The organism is Streptomyces sp. SCSIO 30461, assembly GCF_037023745.1.
In the GTDB taxonomy this organism is placed as follows: Bacteria; Actinomycetota; Actinomycetes; order Streptomycetales; family Streptomycetaceae; genus Streptomyces.
The window spans coordinates 1,350,298-1,371,106 of sequence record NZ_CP146101.1 but is presented as its reverse complement, the minus strand read 5'-3'; the positions used below and the strand labels follow the sequence as shown (position 1 = coordinate 1,371,106).

Genomic DNA, 20,809 nt, shown 5'->3' with positions numbered 1-20,809 from the left:
CGGTCGTAGGGTCAGCGACTCTACGCTTCACGTGGGGAACTCGCCCAGCCAACTGCGGTGGAGCAAGTGAATCGGCAGATACTCGGACTCGACCTCGATGGGAAGTTCGCCGTCATAGGCGAGACACGCGATGGCCAGTGGCTCCAAAGCGATGCTGCCCTCAATGTCCTCGGTGCGCTCTTGGTTGAGAGTCCAATACGCCTTGTGTAGTTTCAGGGCCTCTTCCAGAGCCGGGCTGAACCCCTGCACATCCCTGGTCACGAAGTGATAGAAGAGATTGATCGGCGGATAGAGCACGCCATCCAGGAGATCCCGCGGCGCAATCCGCGCCACTGCGGGGTCAGACGCCTGAAGGGCAGCGGTGAGCTTCTCCACCAGCCCGGGACGCCGCAGCCAGTAAGTCTGCAGGGCGTCGACCCAGTGGTAGATGTACTCATCGTATTGCCCCTCAGGCACACGCAGTCGCTCCAGAGGGATCTCGCACAACTGCGTCATCCGCTCCTGCTCACGGCAGATGACTGCCAACCAGAATGCTGTCAGCCACTCACCCGCACTGGCGGACGCGCTCCGGCCGATGGCTTGAAGAGTCCGCTCTTTTCGGTCGATACGGCACTGAACCGGCCCTTCACTCGAACCCGTTACGGCGAACAGTGCCGATCCCAGCTGCATCGCGGTGACCGCGGCCTCCCACGTCTCGATCTTCGCCGACCTGGGATCGATGACGCAGCGAGCCTGCAATGCGAGAACGCCAGTGTTGAACGTGGAGTCGATCAGGCCGGCCGACACCTCGAGAGTGTCGATCTTCTGGGCCAGGTGCTCGCCTAGCCGTTCCGTGTACCTCTCGGCGTCGGCTCCTGCCGGCAAGCCGTGCCTGGCGATAACTACGGTCACGGAAGGGTCCCCTTGCTGATGTCGAAGCGTCGGTAGAGCAAGCCATTGTACGTGCCGCTGTTCTTCCCGCCCTTGACAACGACATACTCAAGCTTACCCTGCGCCAGAGCAGCCTCCAGAGCCTTCACCGTTTCGAGTTCGCCTCGTTTTTCCATGACGCGAATGATGTCGAGGAAGTATTCCCTGCTCCCCTGGGATACCTGCCTTCCTTTTGGAAGGGTACGACTGCCGAGTTCGGTACCTGGACTGCTCTTGGCCTCGATAACAACGGCTCGACCGTCCTCGTGTAGCCACACCTGATCGAACTGGTCATTTCCGTTCTTCGGGCCGAGCAGCGCCTGCTCCTCGAATCCTGGGTAGTGTTCAGCCATGTAGTGGTGCCTGGCCGCCGCTTCACCGAAGGCTTCTGCCTTGTCGCCCATATGAGTGTGGGCTTCCTTGTACGTGCCCTTGGCCTCCCCCCACAACCCTCCCGATTCGAAGGAGCCTTGGGCCTTGTGCGCCTCTCCCGCTTCCGCCTTCCAATGCTCTGCCAGGTTGTTCCACTGAACGGCGAAGTGCCTGTCTTGTGCCGCGCCGGCCAGGATCTTTCGACGAGCGTCACTCGTGACTGCATCCCCGGAAACGCGGACGTAGTCATCGTCAAGGTAATGAGGCTTCGGAGGAGCTGGGGCATCCTGGGCTCGGATCCGTGTCCCGTCATCCAACTCCCGTGTGAGCTGAGGCGGCGTATACCCGCTCTCGTCGCGCAGTTCTACATCCTTGCGCGTCCCGTCCACCCGGTAATATCGGTCAAAATAGTCGGGGTCGGTGTTGGCTCGGTAGACCTGAATTTCCTCAATTTGTTCAAGCGTCATTGACCCGCGAGGACCATACGGATTGGCGCCATCGTGCATGTGGCTGGGGCGCACAAACGCAGGCTGCTGTGGCGAGGTACTTCCGTCAGGTCCACGATCAGTTGTTTTACCGTCTCCGCCTGCGTCGTTCCCTGCGACTACGTCATCGGCGGGGCGCCCAGAAGTGCCTAGCGCGTCATCGCCGCCATACCCCGGACCATGGAGGCCACCGCCCGAACCGCCCGAGCGGGGTGGTACTCCGTTGCTACCGCTGCCATGCCCAGTCTGTTGTCCGGCGGACGTATCACCGGTTCGCCCTGACGTGAGGTCGCGGGTAGCGCCCACACTCTCGCCGGCAGCTCCTCGGGCGGCTCCCTGCCCGAGGCCGCCTCCGGTGTGGGCGGTGACTTCTCCGACGCGGGTACCCGCGCCTATCAGTGCGGGCTCTCTTGGAGGAACCGGCTCCTGCCCGGCGGCGGCTCGCTGGGTGTGCGATCCCTCGACTGCTGCGGGTGTGTTCTTGTAGAGGGTGCCGTCGGGGTTGAGCCAGTGTCCGCCGGCTTTGGGGGCGTAGATGGTGTTGCCGTCGAAGTCCACGAGTTTCTCGAACTTCTCGGGTGGGAAGGCAGCGGTCTCGGCCCGCGGGGTGGGGGTGTTGTCGAGTCGGTATGCGCCCTCGCCGACCCTCAGGTAGTCACCGTTGTGGAGCATGCGCAAGTTGGCTAGGGCGTCGCCGAGTTTGACCGTGCCGAAGCGCATGCCGGTTCCGGCGATCTGGATGGGGTCGATGAAGCGTGCGGCTTTGCCTGCCGTGGAGATGCCGCGGGCGATGGCGCCGCCTTTGAGGGTGGTGCCGGCTCCGCCGGTGAAGACGGTGGTGATGACGTTGCCGAAGGTGGCGCCGGCGGCGCGGGCGTTGTCCTTGCCCCACTGGTCCCAGGCGACCATGGCCTTCCCGGCCTCTTTCAGGGCGGTGCGGCTCTCGCGCAGGTACTGGGGCATGTACGCGTCCGGCGTGGCCAGATAGGGAAGGGCCATGGGGGTGGTGAGGTGGATCAGGCCGACGGCGATCTTGCCCAGGTTGTCCCAGGCTTGCAGGGCGGCGTCGGAGCCGTCGGCTCCGAAGAGGGTGCCGATTCCGCGGACGGTGCCCACGCCGAAGTCGATGATCAGGCCGTCCCAGACGAAGTGCTTGACCTGGCGGTGGAGCTCGTACCAGTGGATGGACTCATCCAGCCTGTCGCCCCAGGGCAGACCCTCGGCGTTGTTGAGCATGTCGAGGCTGTAGCCGTACTCGTTGTCCGCGCGCGTCTCGTCGCCGTTGTCGGGGACGTAGCGGAAGCAGCTCACCAGTGCGTGGATCTTGTTGGCGCAGGCGATTTCCGCCGCCTGGAAGGCGAAGTAGGCCGCGTTGATCTCGTCGCGGCGCGCATTGTTCTCATCGATCAGCGCGTCGTCGTAGGACCACTCGTCGTCCCCGGCGATGCGGGTCTCGAATTCGGCCGCCTCGCTCTTGAGGCGTTCCAGCTTCTGCACGAGGGGGCGTACTTCGCCGGCGTAGGCGCCAAGAGCGCGGGCTATTGATTCCAACTCGTCGCTGAACTCGTTGGCGCCTGTGGCCACGGGTGTGGTGACGGCGAACAACTGCTCGGCTTCCGGGGCCTGGTAGTACGAGGACAGCCCCCGAAAGGCCGTATCGACGTCGGTGCCGGCCGACCAGATGGACGAGGCGTCACCGCTGATCGCCGAGACGTCTCTCTCCAACTGCTCCAGGCTGCCGGTGAACTCAGGGACCTGGGCCGCGGAGACCGGCTGCTTGCTCACCGCACCCCCCGACGGTCCGCGCCTGGCATGTCGAGCGTCTCGGGTGCCCGCACCACCTCTTCCTGGGCGTTGTTCGCCATCGTGAGGTTGCCGTGCTGGTAGTGGTTGGTGGCCTCGGCGGCACCCTTGACGGCATTGCCGGTGCGTGCGGCCATCGACGACATCGTCGCGATCCGGGCCTCAAGGTAGGCGTTCAACGCCGCACCGACCGGGCCGATCGCCGGGGCGGACACCGCCACCTCGGGACGTTCGGTGCCCGGCACCACGGGGCCGATCATGGGCTGCTTCGTCACGTTGGGCCGCACCGCTCCCGGCACGACCGGACCCGCCGCCGGGTTGTAGTCGCCACCCGCAAGGACGGTGCCCGCAGAGGCCGCGGCACTCGCGAGGTCCTTCATCATCGAGTCGAACGCGCTCTCCAGGCGGCCGGCCGCCTCTCCCGTCGTCGACAGGGTGGCCAGCACACCGACCGGATCAATATCCCACTTCGTCACAAAACGCCCCCGCAGCACCCGCGACGGCACCCGTCAAGCCCGACCGGCGCCGCCTGCTTCCCCGTTGTTTTCCAACCGCCCCGCCGGATCAGCCCTGTCAGCCGGATCCGCTGTGTCAGCCGATGCCGTCGACCGCGGCCTTCGCCCTCGCCAGCGTCGAGCGGGCGGTCTCGTCGTTCTGCTCCAGCGTGGAACGCACCAGCTTGATGATCTCGCGCACCTCGTTGGCCGCCTTGTTCCAGCGGACTTCCTTGCCGTGGTACTCCTCGGAGACCCCGTCGGCCTGGAACTCGGCCATCGCGGCCTTCACCGCGGCATCACGGTCGCCGAGCACCAGCTCCAGGCGGCCCACGATCGCCAGCAGGCTGCCCTGCACTTCGGTCGAAGCGGCGATGTCGTACGAGTTGCGATCCAGGTTAGGCATGTCTGTGGTCCCCCCGGGCCTAGCGCGCGCCGAACCGGGCGGCGTCGAAGTTGGCGGCGCTCATGTGCTGGTTGACGTTGTCGGTCTGCTCCTGCATACCGGTGGTGAAGGACTCGTCCATCCCCGCCTGACCACCCAGGATCGCCTGCAGCGACCCGTTCAACGCCGCCGTGATCTCATCCGAACGGTCCTTGAACGCATCGAACGCGGCCCGGCCGGCCCCGTTGAACTTCCCCTCCAACGGCTGCGCCGCCGCCACCAACTGCTGGATCAAGGCGCCCAGGTCGTCACTGGACGCGACCGTGCTCCTGCCGAGCTGGGACAGGGTCGTCGACCCCATGTCGAACTTCATCCACACACCCCCGTGCGTCAGTCGTGAACCACACCCACCCCCTAACCGTCATGGTCATGCCACAGGCGAGGGTTCGATCATTTGTATCAATCAGGCATTGCAGCCGCAATGCAAATCCAGCCACAAGTGACTTGTCAGCGTCACAGCTTCACCACCACGCGCACTGGCGCAGCCCTCGGAGCAGGACCCCTCGACTGTCGGCCTAGCAGGGGCAGGAAGCCTTCTCCGAGGGCCATGTCCACGCTTTCCAGGTGCTGGGCATACCCAGGGGCCAGGTCCGCTATGACAACCTCACCTCCGCGGTGGCCCGGGTGCTCGGATTCACCCGGGCCCGGGTGTCGGGGGACGAGGTTTTCTCCCCAGCCAGGTACACGCGAACGTGGCCAGCTGCGCGGTCGTCACAGGGCTGGGGCCGCCCGATAGCCAGCCTGCCTCGGGACTGGACGGGCTGTCCAGGGTGGGGCGTTGCCCCATCGCGTAGCGACGCCCGAAGGGCGCCCTTGACTGGCCGGCCTGTCCCGCACCCTGAGAGATCGGGCGGCCCCGGCCTTCCAGCCTGCAGCTGAACCTCTTCGGGCTGGGGACGTATGTCTGTACCTCACTGGCCGCGTTCGGGTGTACGCCGACACCGGGTGGCGACAGACCGCTGGACCGCGTTCCGCTCCCGGGCGAGACTGGACGCCTTCTACTGCCAACCGGGCATCGACGGCGCCCACGAGAAGGGCGGCGTCGAGGGCGAAGTCGGCCGGTTCCGCCGCAACCACCTGGTCCCCGTCCCCGACGTCACCACCCTCGCCGAGCTCAACGCCCGGATCGACGAGTAGGACCGCAGGACGACCAGCGCCGGATCGGCGAGCGCCCGCGCACCGTCAGCGAGCACTTCGCCATCGTAAAACCCCTGCTGCAACCGCTGCCCGAGGACCACTTCGAGACGGGGCGGCTGCTGACCCCGCGGGTGGACTGCTACGCGCAGATCACCGTGCGGCAGGACCACTACTCGATGCCGGTCCGGCTGATCGGGCGCCAGGTCCGGGGCCTGCTTCACGCCACTACCGGAGCGGCACGACCATCATCACAGCCGGAGTAGAACGGCCGATCGGCGGCAATCCGGTCGATCGGCAGCAGGGTCCCGTCCAGCAGCACGAACACCTTCACGGATGCCGTGCGGACCGCCTCGGCGAGAGTGGGGGCGAGGGCGGCCAAGACCCCGACGGCCTCGATGATGTAGCGGTAGGCGGTGGAGATTCTGATGCCGAACCCGGCGCCGAGTTGGGCGTCCGGGTGGCCTTTGCGCAGGTGGGACAACGTGAGCAGGCCTGTCGGCCCGCGCTCAGGTGCCGCCACCGGGTGCCGAGCTCCCGGCGATGCCTGCGCAGCTTGGCGGAGAGGAAGCGGGCAGAGCTGGACACGTCGACGCCGGACGGCAAGACAAGCACACGAAGCCCCTGGCGGAGACGGATTTCTTGGTCGAAAACCCATTCACCAGGGGCTTCACCTGTCTGTCAGCCCAACGGCCCGGCTCGAACGTCAGGTTGGAAAGAGCTCATTGGGCCGAAAGCAGCTACTCGTAGATGCGCGCCGCCATAACCATCTGCCCCACCAGTTCCCAACTGGGCTCGACTGGGGTTTCCACCCCCCTGTTGGCGCACCAGTTCGGCATGGCCTCTAGCCACGCCGCCCACGCCTCAAGGAATGCATCGAGTGATGAGTTTTCCCATTCTTCAGGGTTTCGGTTTAGGTCTAGTCGCGCCTCCTTGAGGAACGCCACAAGGTCCTCCCTGCCACTAATCCGTCGAGTGCCACTCAGCCAACCATCCATTAGCTCATCTAACCCTGATGGTGAGGCCGTCGTTGACCTCGGTGTTCTTGTATTGGCGCTCTCTGGCGACCTCCTCAGGCGTGGCCTGTTCGGCCGTGAGGCTGGTGACCGCGTAGACGGTCTTGATAGTGGTCTTGCCGGTCTTGCGGTCGGTGCGGCGGCGCTTGATCTGGACGGCCTGACGAGCTCCGGGGAAGAGCAGGTTGGTCACGGTGGCGACCTTGATCCGGCGGATCTCCGAGCGGCCGTGGCCGACACCCTTGGTGCGGCCCTGAAGCGGGATGTCCTTCCAGGGAAGGGACTTGAGCTGCCTGTGCAGCTTCTTCTGGTTGCCCTTTGCGATCACGATGTAGTGCGCGTCTCGCCCCAGGAGGTACTCGGCGTGCTCGCGCTGGCTGTGCATTGCGTCGCTGGTGACCACGGCCCCGGCCAGGTCGGCGAGGGTGTCCAGCAGTGGCTGGAAGCAGGTGATTTCGTTGGTCTTCTCGCCGACGTCCAGCTGGGCGAGGACCAGGCCGGTGGTGTGGTCCAGTGCGGCGAGCAGGTGGATCTTCCGGCCCCTGGCCTTGGCCGCGCCGCGAAGGCTCTTGCCGTCCACGGCCAGGCCGCGCAGCCCGGCGGCGCCGGGCTCCTTCGGGCGGCGATCCGCGAGCCAGCGTCCGACCGCTCGGTCCAGGGCGTCGCCGTCGATACGGGCCCGCAGCCGGCGGACCGTTGTCTCGGCGGGCAGGATCCGCCCCGGCAGAAGGGGATCGGGATGGGCGCCGACCTGTTCCAGCACGTGTGGCGGGGCGTCGGCGATCCACTCGCCGACCGCCAGCAACGAGGTCGCTCCGGCCAGAACGGCACACGCGGTGAGCGCGAGCACAGCGGCGAGGCGGTGGCGTACCCCGCGCGGGTCTCGCGGGTCGGGCACTTCAGCCAGCCGCTCCAGCAGGCCCGGGACCTCCTCGGGTACCACTTCGGGATGCTCGCGGAGCTGGTCAAGGGCAGGCGGGATCAGCAATGATTCGTCGGCAGGCACGGTCTTCCACTTGGATCACGGGGCGTCGAGAACTCCATGATCTTGGAAGCCCGTGCCTGTCATGTTCCGAGGGACGGTTGAGCTGGCAGACCGTCACGAACCGGGCGTCACGCGACTACGCCGAAGCCTTGCCCTGGGCGGTGACCGGTGCGGGCCCATTGTTTGAAGGCTATCGGGTCACCTCACCGCTTACCTCAAGAACTCGGGCTCCATGAACATCCAAGGCTGCAGTGACCTGCTTTGCCGCCTCTTCGCTGAATAGCCCGATGGTCACACTGAGGAGGAATCCGGAGGTAGGAGGATGCTGGGCCTCCCGCTGCAGGGCAAATTTATCCCCATTGGGCAACGAGAACGCGAAGCACAACCATTCAGCCAGATCATCCACGGCAATATCGGGGCGCCCCCAACGGCGATACAACGACGAGAGGTCAACTTCGATCAGCGCCAGGTACCGAATGTCCTTCAGGACTAGCTCTTCCTCAGGAATTCGCCGCAGGCCGCAAAAACTCAGCTCCATCGAACCGCTCTACCTCGCCTCTGTGACTACGATCGGGATGGAAGCCCAGTCCTTGCCCCCACTAGTGAACTCTGTGACGCCACCTGACGGCCGGCCCGACCCCGACGAAGACCAGAACGGAGGACACCAGCACCACCCGGGCCCGCGGAACCCGGCGCAGCCGCAGCGACACGCGACGGACCCTGACCTCCCCAAGAAGACAAACCAGGGTAAACCGATCACCTCACGGAAGCCCGGTCATCGCTGACAAATCGAGGCTGATCAAGCTTGCTGAGTGGCAAGCGGAAGCGTTCTGAATCCGGAGGAGGTCACCTCTGCTCTTGTTCGAGCACGGTCTCGATCCGCACGCGGGCGACCGTGCGCGGCCCTTCCAAGACCAGCAGTTTTGCTCCGGGACGCATATGAGGGAGCGCCAACTCAGGTGCGAGGAATCCCACCAGGCAACGCCGGTGATCGTCGTCCAACCACTCGGTCTCCTGCAACAGGATGCTCAGCTGGTCCGCCGAAGCCGGCCAGCCCGGCTGGACCTCCTCCTCGCTGCCCTGGACGAACACCGCCGTGGCCATATAGACGGGCGCGGTCGGCGGGCCCGACCTTCGCCCGCCCTCTTCATGCGTGCGCCAAGTGACCACGCCCTCGGCCACTGGACTCTCGATCTTCTCCATCACGGCCACAGCTCGATTCCGCTCATCTGTTTGTTGATCTGCGCGAGTTGGTCGCCATCGGCGTAGTAGCCGGGGCCGACACCGTCCAACTTACCCGCATGGTGGTGCAACTGGTCAGCCAATGACTTGGGTATCCGCGTGGTGACGGTCAGGCCGTCACCACGGTTGAGCAGCTCGCCCCACCGGTCGGCGTGCCCGCCCTCGGTCGCAAACCACTTCCCCTCCATCTGGCCCTCACCGGTCCCGAACCTGCCCGTCGTGGCAATGGCGTCAAACTCGGTAGCGTCCACATTCCGGAAAATCTGAACCGTGTCCGCAGGACCCTGGTGAACGACTGCGGTTCGTCCCGCAACAGCAGAGCCGGCGCTCGCTCCCGCGCTTCTCGCGGCAGCCCACTCCAATCCTGCGCCTACGAGGTACAGGGCAGCGGTGACGGCTGCTTCTCCGCAGTTCTCCCCGCTGGTGACGCATCGGCCTATAACCTTTACGCCGAATGGATCGTCGCCGACTTCAAGTAGGCCCGCTCTCTGCGCGGTGCCGCAGAATGCCGTGTAGCCGCTACTCGACCCGTTTCGCCCGAAGCATTGATTCTTAGCCCACGACTCTAGGCGGTAGCCGTATGTGTCCTGGGACTTGTAGGCGGCTGCGTAGTTGCTGAGTTCGTTGAACTTAGGCATCCGGATCCCGTCAATCACGGGCTGCCCGTCGTTGGAAGTACTTACTGTGCCGTTGGTCCCGCCACTTCCACCAGAGCCGCCGGCTCCGCTGCTGCCTCCGCAGTTGGCGTAGCAGATGTTTGAGTCTGTCGGTCCTGGTGCTGCTGGGGTGCACGAGTTGCCGTATGCGCTGCAGACTTCGCGAAGGCCGGTGGGGTCACTTTTTGTGACGGGGTTGTTGTTGGCGTAGTTGTAGCCGTTGAGGGACTGGGGTTGGTCCAGGGACAGGATTGGGTCGACGCTGATGAACTGGCCGAGTTTGGTGTCGTATTCGCGGGCGCCGATGTGGGTCAGGCCGGTGGTGGTGTCGATGTCGCCGCCGACGAAGCCTTTCTGGCCGGGCCAGAAGGCGGGTGGTGTGCCGCGTTCAGCGCCGTAGGGGAGTTGCTTGCGGCGGTTGACGGCGAGGTTCGATGCGGTGATGGAGAGGGTGTTGGTGCCGTGGTGGTCGGCGACCAGGAAGCGGACCTGTCCGTCGCTGGAGCGGATTGCGGAGCCGCCGGGCACGCTGTAGTACCGGTTGCCGGCCAGTGTGCCGGTGGACTTGGTCAGGATGAGTTCCTGGCCGCCGGGCAGGTAGAGGGTCGTCTTCGTGGGCTCGCGCTTGAGGAGGCGGGTGCCGTCGGGGTCGTAGAGGAACGACGTGGTGGAGCCGGAAGCGGTTGAGGTGGCGAGCTTGCCCTCGTCGTTCCAGGTCAGCCCTTCTGGTCCCTGTCGGGGAACGCCTTGCCGGCGTGAAAACATGATCGCGGCGCCCGCTCGCCGACTCCGGTTGCTCGTTGGGACACCAAGCCCGTAGGTCAGTCTGGTGCAGGGGCCGCTGCGGGGCCTTGCCTTGTTGCCGTAGAGCACGCCGGTCAGATTTCGTCTTCCCCGTGGCCCCTTGGGGCGGGCGCCGCCTGTACGAACGGAACGAGGGGGAAGGGGCACGCGCCCGTGGCGGAGACGGATGCCGAGGAGAGCGAGCAGGGACCGGAGCTGGTGGAGCGGGTCGCGGCGATCGATATCGCCAAGGCATCCGGGATGGTGTGCACCCGGGTGCCGCACGAGGACAAGCCCGGCCGGAGAGTACAGCGTGTGTGGCACGTGGCCGCGACCAGCGGCGCCATCCTGGATCTCGCGGACCACCTGATATGCCAGGGCGTCACCCGGGTGGTCATGGAAGCGACCTCGACGTACTGGAAGCCGTTCTTCTTTCTCCTGGAGGCGCGGGGGCTTGAATGCTGGCTGGTCAACGCGCGTGACGTGAAGAACGTGCCTGGCCGCCCGAAGACCGACAGGCTCGATGCGGTGTGGCTGGCCAAGCTCGCCGAACGCGGCATGCTCAGAGCCTCGTTCGTGCCGCCAAAGCCGGTGCGGGAGCTGCGGGACCTGACCCGTTCCCGCGCGGTCCTCACCCACGAGCGCACCCGGCACAAGCAGCGCGCGGAGAAGCTCCTGGAGGACGCGCAGATCAAGCTGTCCTCGGTGATCTCCGACATCTTCGGCGTCTCCGGCCGCGCGATGCTCGAGGCGCTGATCGCGGGCGAACGCAGCCCCAGGGCCCTGGCCGACCTGGCACACGGCACCATCAAAGCCAGCCCCCAGGCCCTTCAAGAGGCACTGGCGGGCGGGTTCGAGGAACACCACGCGTTCATGCTGCGGATGCTGCTGGACACCGTCGACTACCTAACCATGCAGATCGACAAGCTCACCGCCCGCATCACCACCCGTCTCACCGAGCTGTCCACGACCCACGACGACAGGGACGGTGACAGGGACGACGACCGGCCCGGTCAGGGCATGCTGATGCCGCTGACCGACGTCGAGCGCCTGGACGAGATCCCCGGGGTGGGACCGGCCACCGCCCAGGTCATCCTCGCCGAGATCGGCACCGACATGAGCGTGTTCCCCACCGCCGACCACCTGGCCTCCTGGGCCCGCCTATCCCCACGCACCTTCCAGTCCGGCCCGAAGAACACCTCCGGACCCGCCGGCAAAGGCAACCCCTGGCTGCGCGGAGCACTCGGCGAAGCCGCCATCTCCGCCGCCCGCACCGACACCTTCCTCGGCGCCCGCTACCGCCGCATCGTCAAACGCCGAGGCCACCTCAAAGCACTGGTCGCCGTCGCCCGCTCCATCCTGGTCACGGTCTGGCACCTCCTGAACGACCCCACCGCCCGCTACCGCGACCTCGGCCCCGACTGGCACACCAAGAACCTCGATCCCGCCCGCAAGACCCGCGACCTCGTCCGCCAGCTCACCGCCCTCGGCCACGACGTCACCCTCACCCCGGCAGGCGCCTGACACACCACCGCACCGCCCCTCAACCCCGTCGGCACAGCCCCAGGGGCCACATCGCCATGCCCGTCGAACCCCCGAGTTTTCCGGTCAGGGATTGGGTGGCGCCGACAGCCGGGTCCTTCGTGACGAGGTTGCCGGTCTTGTCGTAGGCGTACGTGTCCGTACCGGTCGTGCCACCGCTGGCCGCTACGCTGCGGACACCGTGGGCCTGGGCAGCGTTCGCTGTGGTCGGGTAGGTATACGTACGGGTGGTGTCGGCGGAGACGGGGCCTGCCTTGTGCTGGGTCTCGGTGGCCCGCTGGCCGGTGTCGGTGAAGGTCCAGCTCGTCCAGTAGGGGTCGACTGTGCCCAGGGTGCCGGTGCCGGCGCCTGTTGAGGGCTTGGTGGAGCAGCTGCCTGCGGTGGTCCAGGCGTCGATCAGTCGGCGGGCCCAGTCGTAGTCGAAGCACTGGTCGTCTTCGACTGATGCGTCGCTCTGGAGTTCCTTGATCCGGGTGACGTTTCCGGCGTCGTCGTAGGTGTAGCGAATGTCGGAGAGGGTTGACGGTCCGGTGGCCTCACGGTCGACGACCTTGGTGGCCACGCGGCGGGTGGATGCCTCGTAGGTGGAGGTCTGGATGACGCGCTTGCCCAGGTTGCCGAGTTCGGCCTGTGCCGGCTCGCCGAACGGCGTGTACGACGCGCCGCGGAGGTAGACCTGTGAGAGGTCGCCGTCGATGAGGGCAAGCTGGTCCTGGGCTCCGTAGTGGTTGGTGACGGTTTCGGTGGGCAGGATGGTCGCGGCGGCGCTGTTTCCGGTCGTGTACTTGGCTGTGCGCGGGAGGCTGTTAACGGCGGTGCTGGTGGTGGCGACCGTGTAGGTGCCCGCCAGTTCTTCCTCTCCCGTCACGGACGGGATGGTGACCTTGGTGCCGGTGGGCTTGCCTCCGGTGTCGTATCCGGTCACCGCTGTGGTGTAGGCGGCAGCACCGTCGTAGCGGGTGGAGGTGGCCGGCAGTGCCTTGCCGCCGGTGACGGTGTCGTATGTCCACTGGGCGAGCTTCGTGCCGGTGACCGAGTCCTTGCGCAGGCTGGTCTTGCGACCGAGCTCGTCGTAGGTGGTGGCCAGGGCGATGCCGCGGGCGTCCTTGACCGTCTCGACGCGGCCGTCGGCCCCGTAGGTGGTGGTGGCCAGGCCCTTGTCGGGATCCTTGGCGGTGATCTGCCGGCCCCGGAGGTCGTACGTGTACGTCCAGGCGTTCCGGCCGGAGTTGTCGCTTATCTTGGCCAGGCGGCCGGCTGTGTCGAACTCGTAGGTGTGCTTCTCGTACTGGGTGGCCGCAGCGCCGATGACAGGAGTGCGGTCCTTGTAGTCGCGGCGTTCGATCACGCGGTCACGTGCGTCGGTGACGGCGAGCGTCGCCGTGCCACCGTCGGGCGGGACGATTGCCGACCAGTTGGCACCGTAGGTGTTCGTGGTCGACCACTTCGGCGTGTTCAGGGTGAGCAGCGTGCTGACCGTGGTGCGTCCGCGGTTGTCGTACTCGGTCGTGGTGGCGCTGGGGATCTGGTTGTCGGTCGCGACGAACGGCGTCGTCGATACCGGGTCGCTGTTGTAGTACGGCGCGTTGGTGCGGCTGACACGCCCGTGGTCGTCATAGAACGTGTCCGCGACGATGCGGCCGACGACGCCTATGGCATCCGTCTGGGATTGCCGCTGGCGCAGCAGCGAGTCGTACAGAGTGACGGAGGTGCCGGTGGTGCCGTCCTCGTAAAGACTCTTGGTCGTCACGGTGGACTGGTTGGTGGACGACAGCTTGTAGCTGAAGGTGACGTTCGGCTTCTCCGTTGTGGCCCGGCCCTTCGCCCAGCCGGTGATGAGGCGGCCGAGAGAGTCATACGCGGAGGTGGCGGTGCGGCCGTTCGCGTCCGTCACCGTCAGCGCGAGGCTACGCAGGCCGTCGAGCGTGGACGTCGCGGTGTAGCCCTTGGGGTCGGTGACCTTGACGGTCGTCGGCTGAGCGCCGGTGGCCGGGGTGTAGGCGGTCGTGGTGGTCTTGCCGTCCTGGCCCGTGACCTTCAGTGCCCGTCCGTAGGCGTCGTGCGTCGACTGGCCCGTGGTCTCCCAGTCCAGCAGGCCGGAGGCGTCGAGGCCCCAGGCGGCCTCGGTCTTGGTGGCGTTCGCGAGGCCGGCTTTGGGGGAGGCCCCGTATGCCTGTCCGTCGTAGTAGGTGCGGGAAGCGCCTGTGACCTTTGTGTTCGGAGCGGTTGCCGAGCACGGCGCGTGGCTGGTCGTGACGACCTTGGAGGGGTAGGCGATCAGCCAGTTCGTGGTGTCCGGTGTCACGTAGGTGGTCTTGGTGCACTTCGTTTCGACCTTGCCTGCGGCGCCGTCGTCGCCCTCCGTGAGTTGGAGACCGTACGCCGGGTCGTAGGTGCGGGTCGTGGTGTTGCGCCGCCAGGTGGTGCCGTCGTCCAGCAGCGTTTCGCTCAAGGTGGTGGTGGTGCCGGACAGGTGCGCGGTCTTGGCGGGGAGGTCGGGGGCCTCCTCGCTCGGCTTGTCCGGGTCCGTGATGCCCTTGACCTGCTGGGTGGCGGTCGCCTCCGACTCCCAGGGGAGATTGGTCGTCTTCACGACATTCGGGCCGGATACACCCTCGTAGGTGCGGGTTTGCGCGATGCGGCCGGCGAAGTCGAGCCGGTCGGTGACGCCGAAGACCTGACCGCCCATGCCGGTGAAGTACGTGGCGGCGGTCTTGGTCCGGTTCGTGGAGCCGACGCTGGTGTCGACTGACGTGTATCCCTGCCACCGGTTGTAAGTCCGGTGCTTGTCGAGTGTGAACTCGCCATCATCCTTACGCCAGTTGGGTGTGGCGTAGGTGTACGAGGTGGTCTTGGACGGTGAGCCGGTGCCGCCGGTGGTGTCGTCTTCGACGACCTTGGTGACCACGTACTTGTGGAACCAGTCTTTCTCCGGGTCCACGGCCCCATCGCGCGTCCACCACGACGGGTAGCAGCGCTTGGTGTTCTTGCCGGCGGTGGGGAGTGCCGAGGGGGTGCAGTCGGTGGCGCTGTACGTGACGAGCGTCTGGCCGCCGGTCTCGTTGGTGATTTTGGTGATGCGGTACTTGTTCAGCGGAGGTTTGCCGTCCGCCGTGTCGACGCGGTTGGGCATGAGGGTGCCCTCGAACGTCGTGGCGGGAAGGGTGAGGTCAGCGAGGCTGCCTGCGCGGCCGGTGCGCTGGATGGAGTCGAGCCAGAGCGCCCTCTTGGAGGTGTCCCCGGTGGCCGGCCAGGACTGGGCCAGAGTCCAGCTGTCGACCGAAGTGAGTGTGCTGCCGACGAGGGAGTAGGTGTTGATGGACTTCAGACGCTTACTGGACCAGAAGCTCGGGGAAGCCTGGAGGCACTTGGTGCCGCTGGTGCAGAGCAGGTCGACAGGAACGTCCGGACCCCAGTCGTCCTTGTGCTCCTCGTCCAGAGTGCAGCTCTCGGCCGTACAGCGGTTGACGAGACCGAAGGTCACACGGCCGGCGGGGTTGGCCGTGTCGTAGACGTGGCCGTGTCGGAGGCCGTAGTCGATCTGCGTGAGGACACTGTCCCGCGTGTATGCCGCTGGGCTGTCGAACTGCTTGTTCTTGGCGTAGTAGCCGGCGTACTTCGAGTAGTAGTAGGCCATCGCGTTGCCGTGCGGGTCCACGACGTAGTCGAGGTTCCAGCGCCAGCCCTGCTGCACGGCGGAGAAGGCGAAGTCGGCGGCGTGTCCGGGCTCGCCGTCATGGTTGCCGAAGACGGGGACGGTGTTGACGGACTTCGTCTCACGGTCACCGGTGGTCCAGCCGGGCAGGCGGCTCTTACCGAAGAAGTACTGGGTACCGTCGATCGTGGTGACCTTCCAGTACTCGAAGTCCTTGTCACCGGAGCCGTTTTCGGCCGAGTCGTAGAGGCGCTCGACGCGCGAGCCGTCGTCGCCGGAGAGCTTCCATACCTTCTTGCCCGCGTCCCAGACCAGCTCGTGGCTGGAACCGTTCAGCGACAGGGTGGCGTTCTCCGACTTCCAACAGAGGTCGGCGACCTGGTCGGTCGAGGCGTTGTTGGCACCGTTCCCATGGCGATCACGCTCCAGCGGTGCCAGGAGTTCCAGCAGGTGACCTGGCCTTTGTCGAGGTGGCAGATCTCCTTCGCATCCTGGAAGTCGTCCTCCACTCGCCACCTGAGACACACCAGCGATACCAGCCTCGCCAGCGTCACCGGCCCGGGAGCGAAGCAGCGGTAGTAGGACACGGTGCGGGTGTAGCGGTGCCGGCGGGCCAGCAGGATCGAGGTACCCGCGCTGCTGTCGTGTCCCTCGGGGGTGTCGTCGGGGGTGACCTCGATCATCGCCCAGTCGTAGTCGCGTACGCCTTTCTGGCCGGTTCCGGTCCTCATCCGCTGCCAGGCCCGTTTCGGCAGCCGGGCGACGGCCTTGGCCACGCTCAGCCTTGCCGGACCGGTGGTGATCTGGTGATTGGAGCGCACCCCCACGACGTAGCCCAGGCCCAGCTCGCGGCAGGAGGCCCGCAGCTCCCGCCCGCCGTAGACCTCGTCGCCCAGGAAGAACGAGGCGGATATGCCCTGCCGCAGTACGGCGGCGCGGAGCAGGTCTGCCGCGAGCTGCGGCTTGGTGGCGAAGCACAGCTCATCGGGGACGCCGGCCAGTTCGCGGCGTTCGTCGTCCGCGGCCCAGTCCTTGGGGAAGTACAGGCGCCGGCCGACCAAACAGTGCCCGGCGGGCGAGGCGAAGGTGAGGTGCACGGCGACCTGGCACAGATCCACACCGCCGAGGGAGCCCGAGTACTGGCGGGCCGCACCGACCGCGTCGGTCGAGGACTTCGCGTCCCCCGTCTCGTCCGCGATCAGGATGCCGTCACCGTCGTCGAGCAGGGCCACCGCCCAGGCCGCCGTCCGGGCCAGCACCGCTTCCTCGTCCCACACCGCACGGGACAGCAGATGATGCAGGCGGTGCGGGCCCCGCTCACCGATCGCCTCGGCCAGGCTCCAGCAATTGACGTCCCCGAGCTCCATCAGCATGCCCCGCGTCATCCGCGCGAACGTCTCCCGGGTCTCGGACCGGGCGAAACAGTCCGCCACCGAGGCCAACAAGTTCCCGAACGCGCTGTCGTGACCTTCGTGGTCTACCGTGGCCGAAACGGCCGCCTTGCTCTGATACTGCGTCACACCACGCCATGATCGAGGCGGCCGTCCTCACGCCGGCACCCACCCCCATCACCCCGCTGACCAGCCACGACGACCACCAGCACGCCTATCTACAGCTGCCGTAACTGCCCGCGCCACCGAGCGGGACAGCTACCTCTGGGGCCGGGACCACAAGTCGGACTGCAGCCCGGAGACCTGCGGATACGTAGCGATCGAGGACACTCCTGCCTCATAGACCCGATCGCCCACGCCTACGCAGGGTGACCACGTTGCCGGGTTCAGCGCCCTCGATTGCTCATGGAACACCGACACGAGTAGTGCGCATGAGGTGCGGATTCGCGAGTTTCCGCAGGACCCAGTGCTCATCGAATCGCGGACCCTACACGCTGACGAAAGGACTCCAGATTGCCACTGCGACGACCGAGCTGTACGACGGACCAGCCCGCCTTCTGCCGAAGGGAGCCCGTGAGGTTGACAGGATCGGGGGAGATCCCTCGAGCACGCGGGCCGTACGCCTGGAGGGGGAGATCCCTGAGCGCTCGAAGATCGATCCCTTCTGCTCCTTCCGCGTGAAGTCCGCGCCCTATGGGAGTAATGGTTCAGCGAGTTGCGTCACTCTTCCGCCGCATAGGGGACTTCGTTGCCTCGGTCGGTGCTGTCAGGAGATGATAAGGCCGTGAGCGTTGCCCGCAGCCACGTCGGGCCCTGGACGCTGGAAGATGTCCTGTCCCTGCCCAAGGACAGCACCCAGCGCGTCGAGTTGGTCGGAGGGCAGCTGCTCATGGGCCCCGTGCCCGGGCTGCGTCACCAGCGGGCCAGTCGCCAGCTCGCGAACCTCCTGGAGCAGGCCGCTGTGGCCGCTGGCGCCGAGATCGAGATCTTCGCGAGGATCAACGTCATCGTCCCCGATGGGCTGCTTGTACCGGACCTGGTCGTCGTGGACGCCGCAGCCGCCGAGGCAGCGGGCGTGGCGGCGTCCGCGCACGACGTGCTCGTGGTGGTCGAGATCACCTCGCCAGCAACCCGGGTCACCGACCATAAGCTGAAGCCCGCGCTGTACGCGGCGGCCGACATCGAGCACTACTGGCGCATCGAGCTGGAGCCTGCACCGAGTCTGCTGGTCGGCCGCCATCGCGGCGGCTCCTACGCCGACCGCGAGTTCGCAGCTGGCGCCCTTGCCCAGATCGACGAGCCGTTCCCGATCGGCTTCGACCCCACGGTCCTGATTCGCGGGTAGCTCCGGCCGTTCCGCCGACGCTTGCCCGGATGCTTCGCCGTCCACTGCACCGGCTCGTCGTGGAGGTTGCTGTGGTTCGGCCTCGCTTACTGCACGTCGATGAAGTCACCGGCGGCGTTGGCCGCCGGGGTTGTCGAGGTGCCCGCGAAGGAGTAGCGGTAGTACCCGTCAGCCGAGGCTGCCACTGTTGTCTTGAGGGTGCCGGTGCTGCTGGTCGTGACGGTCTTGACCGTGGTGTAAGTCGCGCTCGACTTCGCGCGGAACTGCAGCTTGACAGGCTGGCCCGAGTAGCCCACGTACTGGCGGGTGTCCCAGTTCGCGCGCGAGAGTTTCCCGGTGACCGTGACGGTCTTGCCCTTCTTCACAGGCTCTGGCGCGGCGTTGACGGTGAGCTGGGAGGCACGCTGCACCTTGACTGTGGTGAAGGAGTCGTCCACGGTCTGCACCCGGTTCCTGGAAAAGGCAGAAGGGGAGACGTGCCAGGTGCCCGCGAAAGAGTTGGTTACCTCGTTGACCAATGCCCTGCGATTGGCCATGACCTGGAAACGGATCGTGCAGGTGGTCGTGGTGGAACTGGAAGCCTTGCACTTGAGATCGCCTGCCCTGGCGATCCACCCCTTCGCTTCGCTCTTGGAACCGCCGTACCAGAGCTCAAGCCCTGTCTCGATGACCCCAGAGCGGTCCGAGGCGGTCACTGTTGCGGTGAAATTCGTGGCGGTAGTCGGGCCCACCACGATGTTCTTGCCACCGTTGACGACTACCTTAGTGATCGTCGGGCCTCCGACGGCCTGCGCGCCGGGGGCTGTGAGAGCGCCCAGAGTCAGAACACCGCAGGTCGTCACGGCGGTCGCAGTGACACGTATACGCATGTGTTTCCTCGTGTGGAGAAGAGGGTCAGCGGTGAGGATGCCTTCACGCTGCACCGAGTGAGTTCGGGAGTCTCGTGACTCGCGTGATCAGACGGACGGAGGAGAGGAATGGTTGTACCCCGCGAGAGCCCGGTTCCGGCTTGCCGGGCTTGCCCGTCCGTCGAGGGCGTAGGCCGCCCGCATCGAGGCCGGCGGGCAGAAGTACCGCGGCTTCCTGCGCGTCGGGCAGATCTGCATCATGGACGCCCTCAACGAGAAGCGACTGGTCGCCGAGGGAGACGAACGGCTGCGGCTGCGCGAAGCCCTGGACGCCCTGGAGAACCACCGCCAGGTCGCCGACTGGGTTAGCGAGCTGACCGCGGTGCACATGGCGACCAACCCCCGTGACGGTCACTTCACCGCAGGCGCGCGGCGGTGGCGCCGACGGGCTGAGGCGTTCCCCGAGATCGTGGTGCTGACGCACCTGATCCTCAACCCGCCCACAGCCGCCCCCGATCCCAAGGAGCTCTATCTCGCGACGACCGCCGAGCTGAGCCGACGATTCGCACGGATCTACACCACCCTCGGAACCCAGGACCCCCTCTACCGGAGGTTCTGCCTCTACCGAGACCGCGACTTCCGTAAGAGCCAGATCGCCTGAGAACCCCGGACCGCCGCGTTCTCAAGCGACCTGACATCCCAGCAGGTCAACGGTCATACTGCACGATCTGGTTCGCGGAACGGTTGAGAGGGCGATAAGAGCCAGTTCCCCACGTTTAATGCTGATCCGCTCCACCCGGTGGCGGGCTGCCTGCCGCGGAATCCACGCGGAGGGCCTCGTCGGCGGGCTTCGACCGCTGACTCCCCGCCTTTCTGGAGGGGGTTCTGTCCGGTAAGTCCGCCTGCGGGCTCTCCGACTGGCCACGCAAACCAGGGCTAGTTGGCTCTTATCGCCCTCTGAGGATCCGCAGCACGCGATGCCCACGTGACGTCCCGGCTCCCACTGGACACATACGCGCCGAGTACAGAAGTATCGAGATCCTTGAGGGACTCCAGTACGTGAGTGGCAATCGCAAAGCGCGGATCGCAGCGATCAGCGGTCTCGGGAACGGCCACGACAGTCATCTGGGCTGACACGCCAGCGAGGACGCCGTTGAGCGAGTCCTCGATCACAATGCATTCGTCGGGTGACGCGCCGAGGGCGGCGGCTGCGCGGAGATAGGCGCCCGGGTGGGGCTTGCCGTGTTCGTCGTCTTCGGCCGAAAACACGGCACCGAAAGATCGGTCAAGGCCGGTACTCGCGAGCGCATGCCGAATCACCGACTCCGGCGAAGATGACACGACGGCCATCGCCCTCGATGCACGCGCGCACGTTGAGACGGCGTGTTCGGCACCGGGTTTCAGCGCCACTCCATCCAACCTACGGCACACGGCGGCCACAATCTGCTGCTCGACGTCGTCGGGGTCGGCTTGAATGGTGGCCCGATCGAACCAATAGGCCACCATGTCCCTTTGCCGCAGCCCGCGCGTCGCCACCTGCATCTCCGTTGTGAGGTGCAGGCCAAGCGGACCGAACACTTCACGCTTTGCCGCGTCCCAGATCGGCTCGGAGTCGATCAAAAGGCCGTCTAGGTCGAATAGGACTATCGGTTGCATTGGTTGCTCTTTCGTTGGCGATCACGCGAAGACGAGACGATTCGCTGC

General features: G+C 66.2%; 17 protein-coding genes and 1 pseudogene. 4 read left to right on the top strand and 14 right to left on the bottom strand.

The window, feature by feature from the left end; all coding sequences use genetic code 11:
- Positions 1-27: 27 nt before the first annotated feature.
- From V1460_RS06325 to V1460_RS06305, 5 genes are all read right to left on the bottom strand, one after another.
- On the bottom strand, positions 28-891 hold the full coding sequence (locus V1460_RS06325; RefSeq protein ID WP_338672634.1) for an immunity 49 family protein: 864 nt from the start codon (positions 889-891) through the stop codon (positions 28-30).
- The gene (locus tag V1460_RS06320) at positions 888-3,551 is read right to left on the bottom strand and encodes a hypothetical protein (protein ID WP_338672633.1); all 2,664 of its coding nucleotides are present in this window, start codon (positions 3,549-3,551) and stop codon (positions 888-890) included. Before V1460_RS06320 ends, V1460_RS06325 begins: the two co-directional genes overlap by 4 nt.
- On the bottom strand, positions 3,548-4,045 hold the full coding sequence (locus tag V1460_RS06315; protein ID WP_338672632.1) for a DUF6507 family protein: 498 nt from the start codon (positions 4,043-4,045) through the stop codon (positions 3,548-3,550). The genes V1460_RS06320 and V1460_RS06315 overlap by 4 nt, the downstream gene beginning before the upstream one ends.
- Before the next feature lie 115 nt (positions 4,046-4,160).
- On the bottom strand, positions 4,161-4,469 hold the full coding sequence (locus tag V1460_RS06310; RefSeq protein ID WP_338672631.1) for a pore-forming ESAT-6 family protein: 309 nt from the start codon (positions 4,467-4,469) through the stop codon (positions 4,161-4,163).
- Positions 4,470-4,488: 19 nt separating this feature from the next.
- Positions 4,489-4,821 carry a hypothetical protein gene (locus V1460_RS06305; protein WP_338672630.1) on the bottom strand — a complete coding sequence of 111 codons (333 nt, stop codon included), beginning with the start codon at positions 4,819-4,821 and terminating at the stop codon, positions 4,489-4,491.
- A gap of 632 nt (positions 4,822-5,453) precedes the next feature.
- On the opposite strand from V1460_RS06305, the gene V1460_RS06300 reads away from it, so the two are divergent.
- Positions 5,454-5,645: a hypothetical protein gene (locus V1460_RS06300; RefSeq protein ID WP_338672629.1), complete on the top strand. Its 192-nt coding sequence runs from the start codon at positions 5,454-5,456 to the stop codon at positions 5,643-5,645.
- A gap of 253 nt (positions 5,646-5,898) precedes the next feature.
- On the opposite strand, the pseudogene V1460_RS06295 reads toward V1460_RS06300, so the two are convergent.
- The 6 genes and pseudogenes from V1460_RS06295 to V1460_RS06270 form a co-directional block, all read right to left on the bottom strand.
- A pseudogene (locus tag V1460_RS06295) lies at positions 5,899-6,257 on the bottom strand (transposase family protein); the annotation flags it as partial.
- A 125-nt stretch (positions 6,258-6,382) separates the two neighbouring features.
- A complete protein-coding gene (locus V1460_RS06290; RefSeq protein ID WP_338672628.1) occupies positions 6,383-6,589 on the bottom strand; it encodes a hypothetical protein in 207 nt (68 codons plus the stop codon).
- 55 nt (positions 6,590-6,644) lie between these two features.
- A complete protein-coding gene (locus V1460_RS06285; protein ID WP_338672627.1) occupies positions 6,645-7,664 on the bottom strand; it encodes an ISAs1 family transposase in 1,020 nt (339 codons plus the stop codon).
- Positions 7,665-7,833: 169 nt separating this feature from the next.
- The gene (locus tag V1460_RS06280; protein WP_338672625.1) at positions 7,834-8,181 is read right to left on the bottom strand and encodes a hypothetical protein; all 348 of its coding nucleotides are present in this window, start codon (positions 8,179-8,181) and stop codon (positions 7,834-7,836) included.
- 308 nt (positions 8,182-8,489) lie between these two features.
- Positions 8,490-8,855 (bottom strand): hypothetical protein, encoded by a 366-nt coding sequence (locus V1460_RS06275; protein ID WP_338672623.1) that lies wholly within the window; start codon positions 8,853-8,855, stop codon positions 8,490-8,492.
- On the bottom strand, positions 8,846-10,414 hold the full coding sequence (locus V1460_RS06270) for an RHS repeat-associated core domain-containing protein (RefSeq protein WP_338672622.1): 1,569 nt from the start codon (positions 10,412-10,414) through the stop codon (positions 8,846-8,848). Before V1460_RS06270 ends, V1460_RS06275 begins: the two co-directional genes overlap by 10 nt.
- Positions 10,415-10,498: 84 nt before the next feature.
- Between V1460_RS06270 and V1460_RS06265 the strand changes: the two genes are divergently transcribed.
- The gene (locus V1460_RS06265; RefSeq protein ID WP_338671540.1) at positions 10,499-11,848 is read left to right on the top strand and encodes an IS110 family transposase; all 1,350 of its coding nucleotides are present in this window, start codon (positions 10,499-10,501) and stop codon (positions 11,846-11,848) included.
- Between the two features lie 4,005 nt (positions 11,849-15,853).
- Here V1460_RS06265 and V1460_RS06255 read toward each other — a convergent pair.
- On the bottom strand, positions 15,854-16,954 hold the full coding sequence (locus tag V1460_RS06255) for an IS701 family transposase (RefSeq protein ID WP_338677924.1): 1,101 nt from the start codon (positions 16,952-16,954) through the stop codon (positions 15,854-15,856).
- Positions 16,955-17,696: 742 nt separating this feature from the next.
- Here V1460_RS06255 and V1460_RS06250 point away from each other — a divergent pair.
- A complete protein-coding gene (locus tag V1460_RS06250; RefSeq protein WP_338672621.1) occupies positions 17,697-18,257 on the top strand; it encodes a Uma2 family endonuclease in 561 nt (186 codons plus the stop codon).
- Positions 18,258-18,343: 86 nt separating this feature from the next.
- On the opposite strand, the gene V1460_RS06245 is transcribed toward V1460_RS06250, so the two are convergent.
- The gene (locus V1460_RS06245; RefSeq protein WP_338672619.1) at positions 18,344-19,099 is read right to left on the bottom strand and encodes a DUF5707 domain-containing protein; all 756 of its coding nucleotides are present in this window, start codon (positions 19,097-19,099) and stop codon (positions 18,344-18,346) included.
- A gap of 265 nt (positions 19,100-19,364) precedes the next feature.
- Here V1460_RS06245 and V1460_RS06240 point away from each other — a divergent pair, with 265 nt between their 5' ends.
- The gene (locus V1460_RS06240; RefSeq protein WP_338672618.1) at positions 19,365-19,766 is read left to right on the top strand and encodes a hypothetical protein; all 402 of its coding nucleotides are present in this window, start codon (positions 19,365-19,367) and stop codon (positions 19,764-19,766) included.
- A gap of 275 nt (positions 19,767-20,041) precedes the next feature.
- Here V1460_RS06240 and V1460_RS06235 read toward each other — a convergent pair whose 3' ends face one another.
- On the bottom strand, positions 20,042-20,761 hold the full coding sequence (locus V1460_RS06235; RefSeq protein ID WP_338672617.1) for an HAD-IA family hydrolase: 720 nt from the start codon (positions 20,759-20,761) through the stop codon (positions 20,042-20,044).
- Positions 20,762-20,809: the final 48 nt, after the last annotated feature.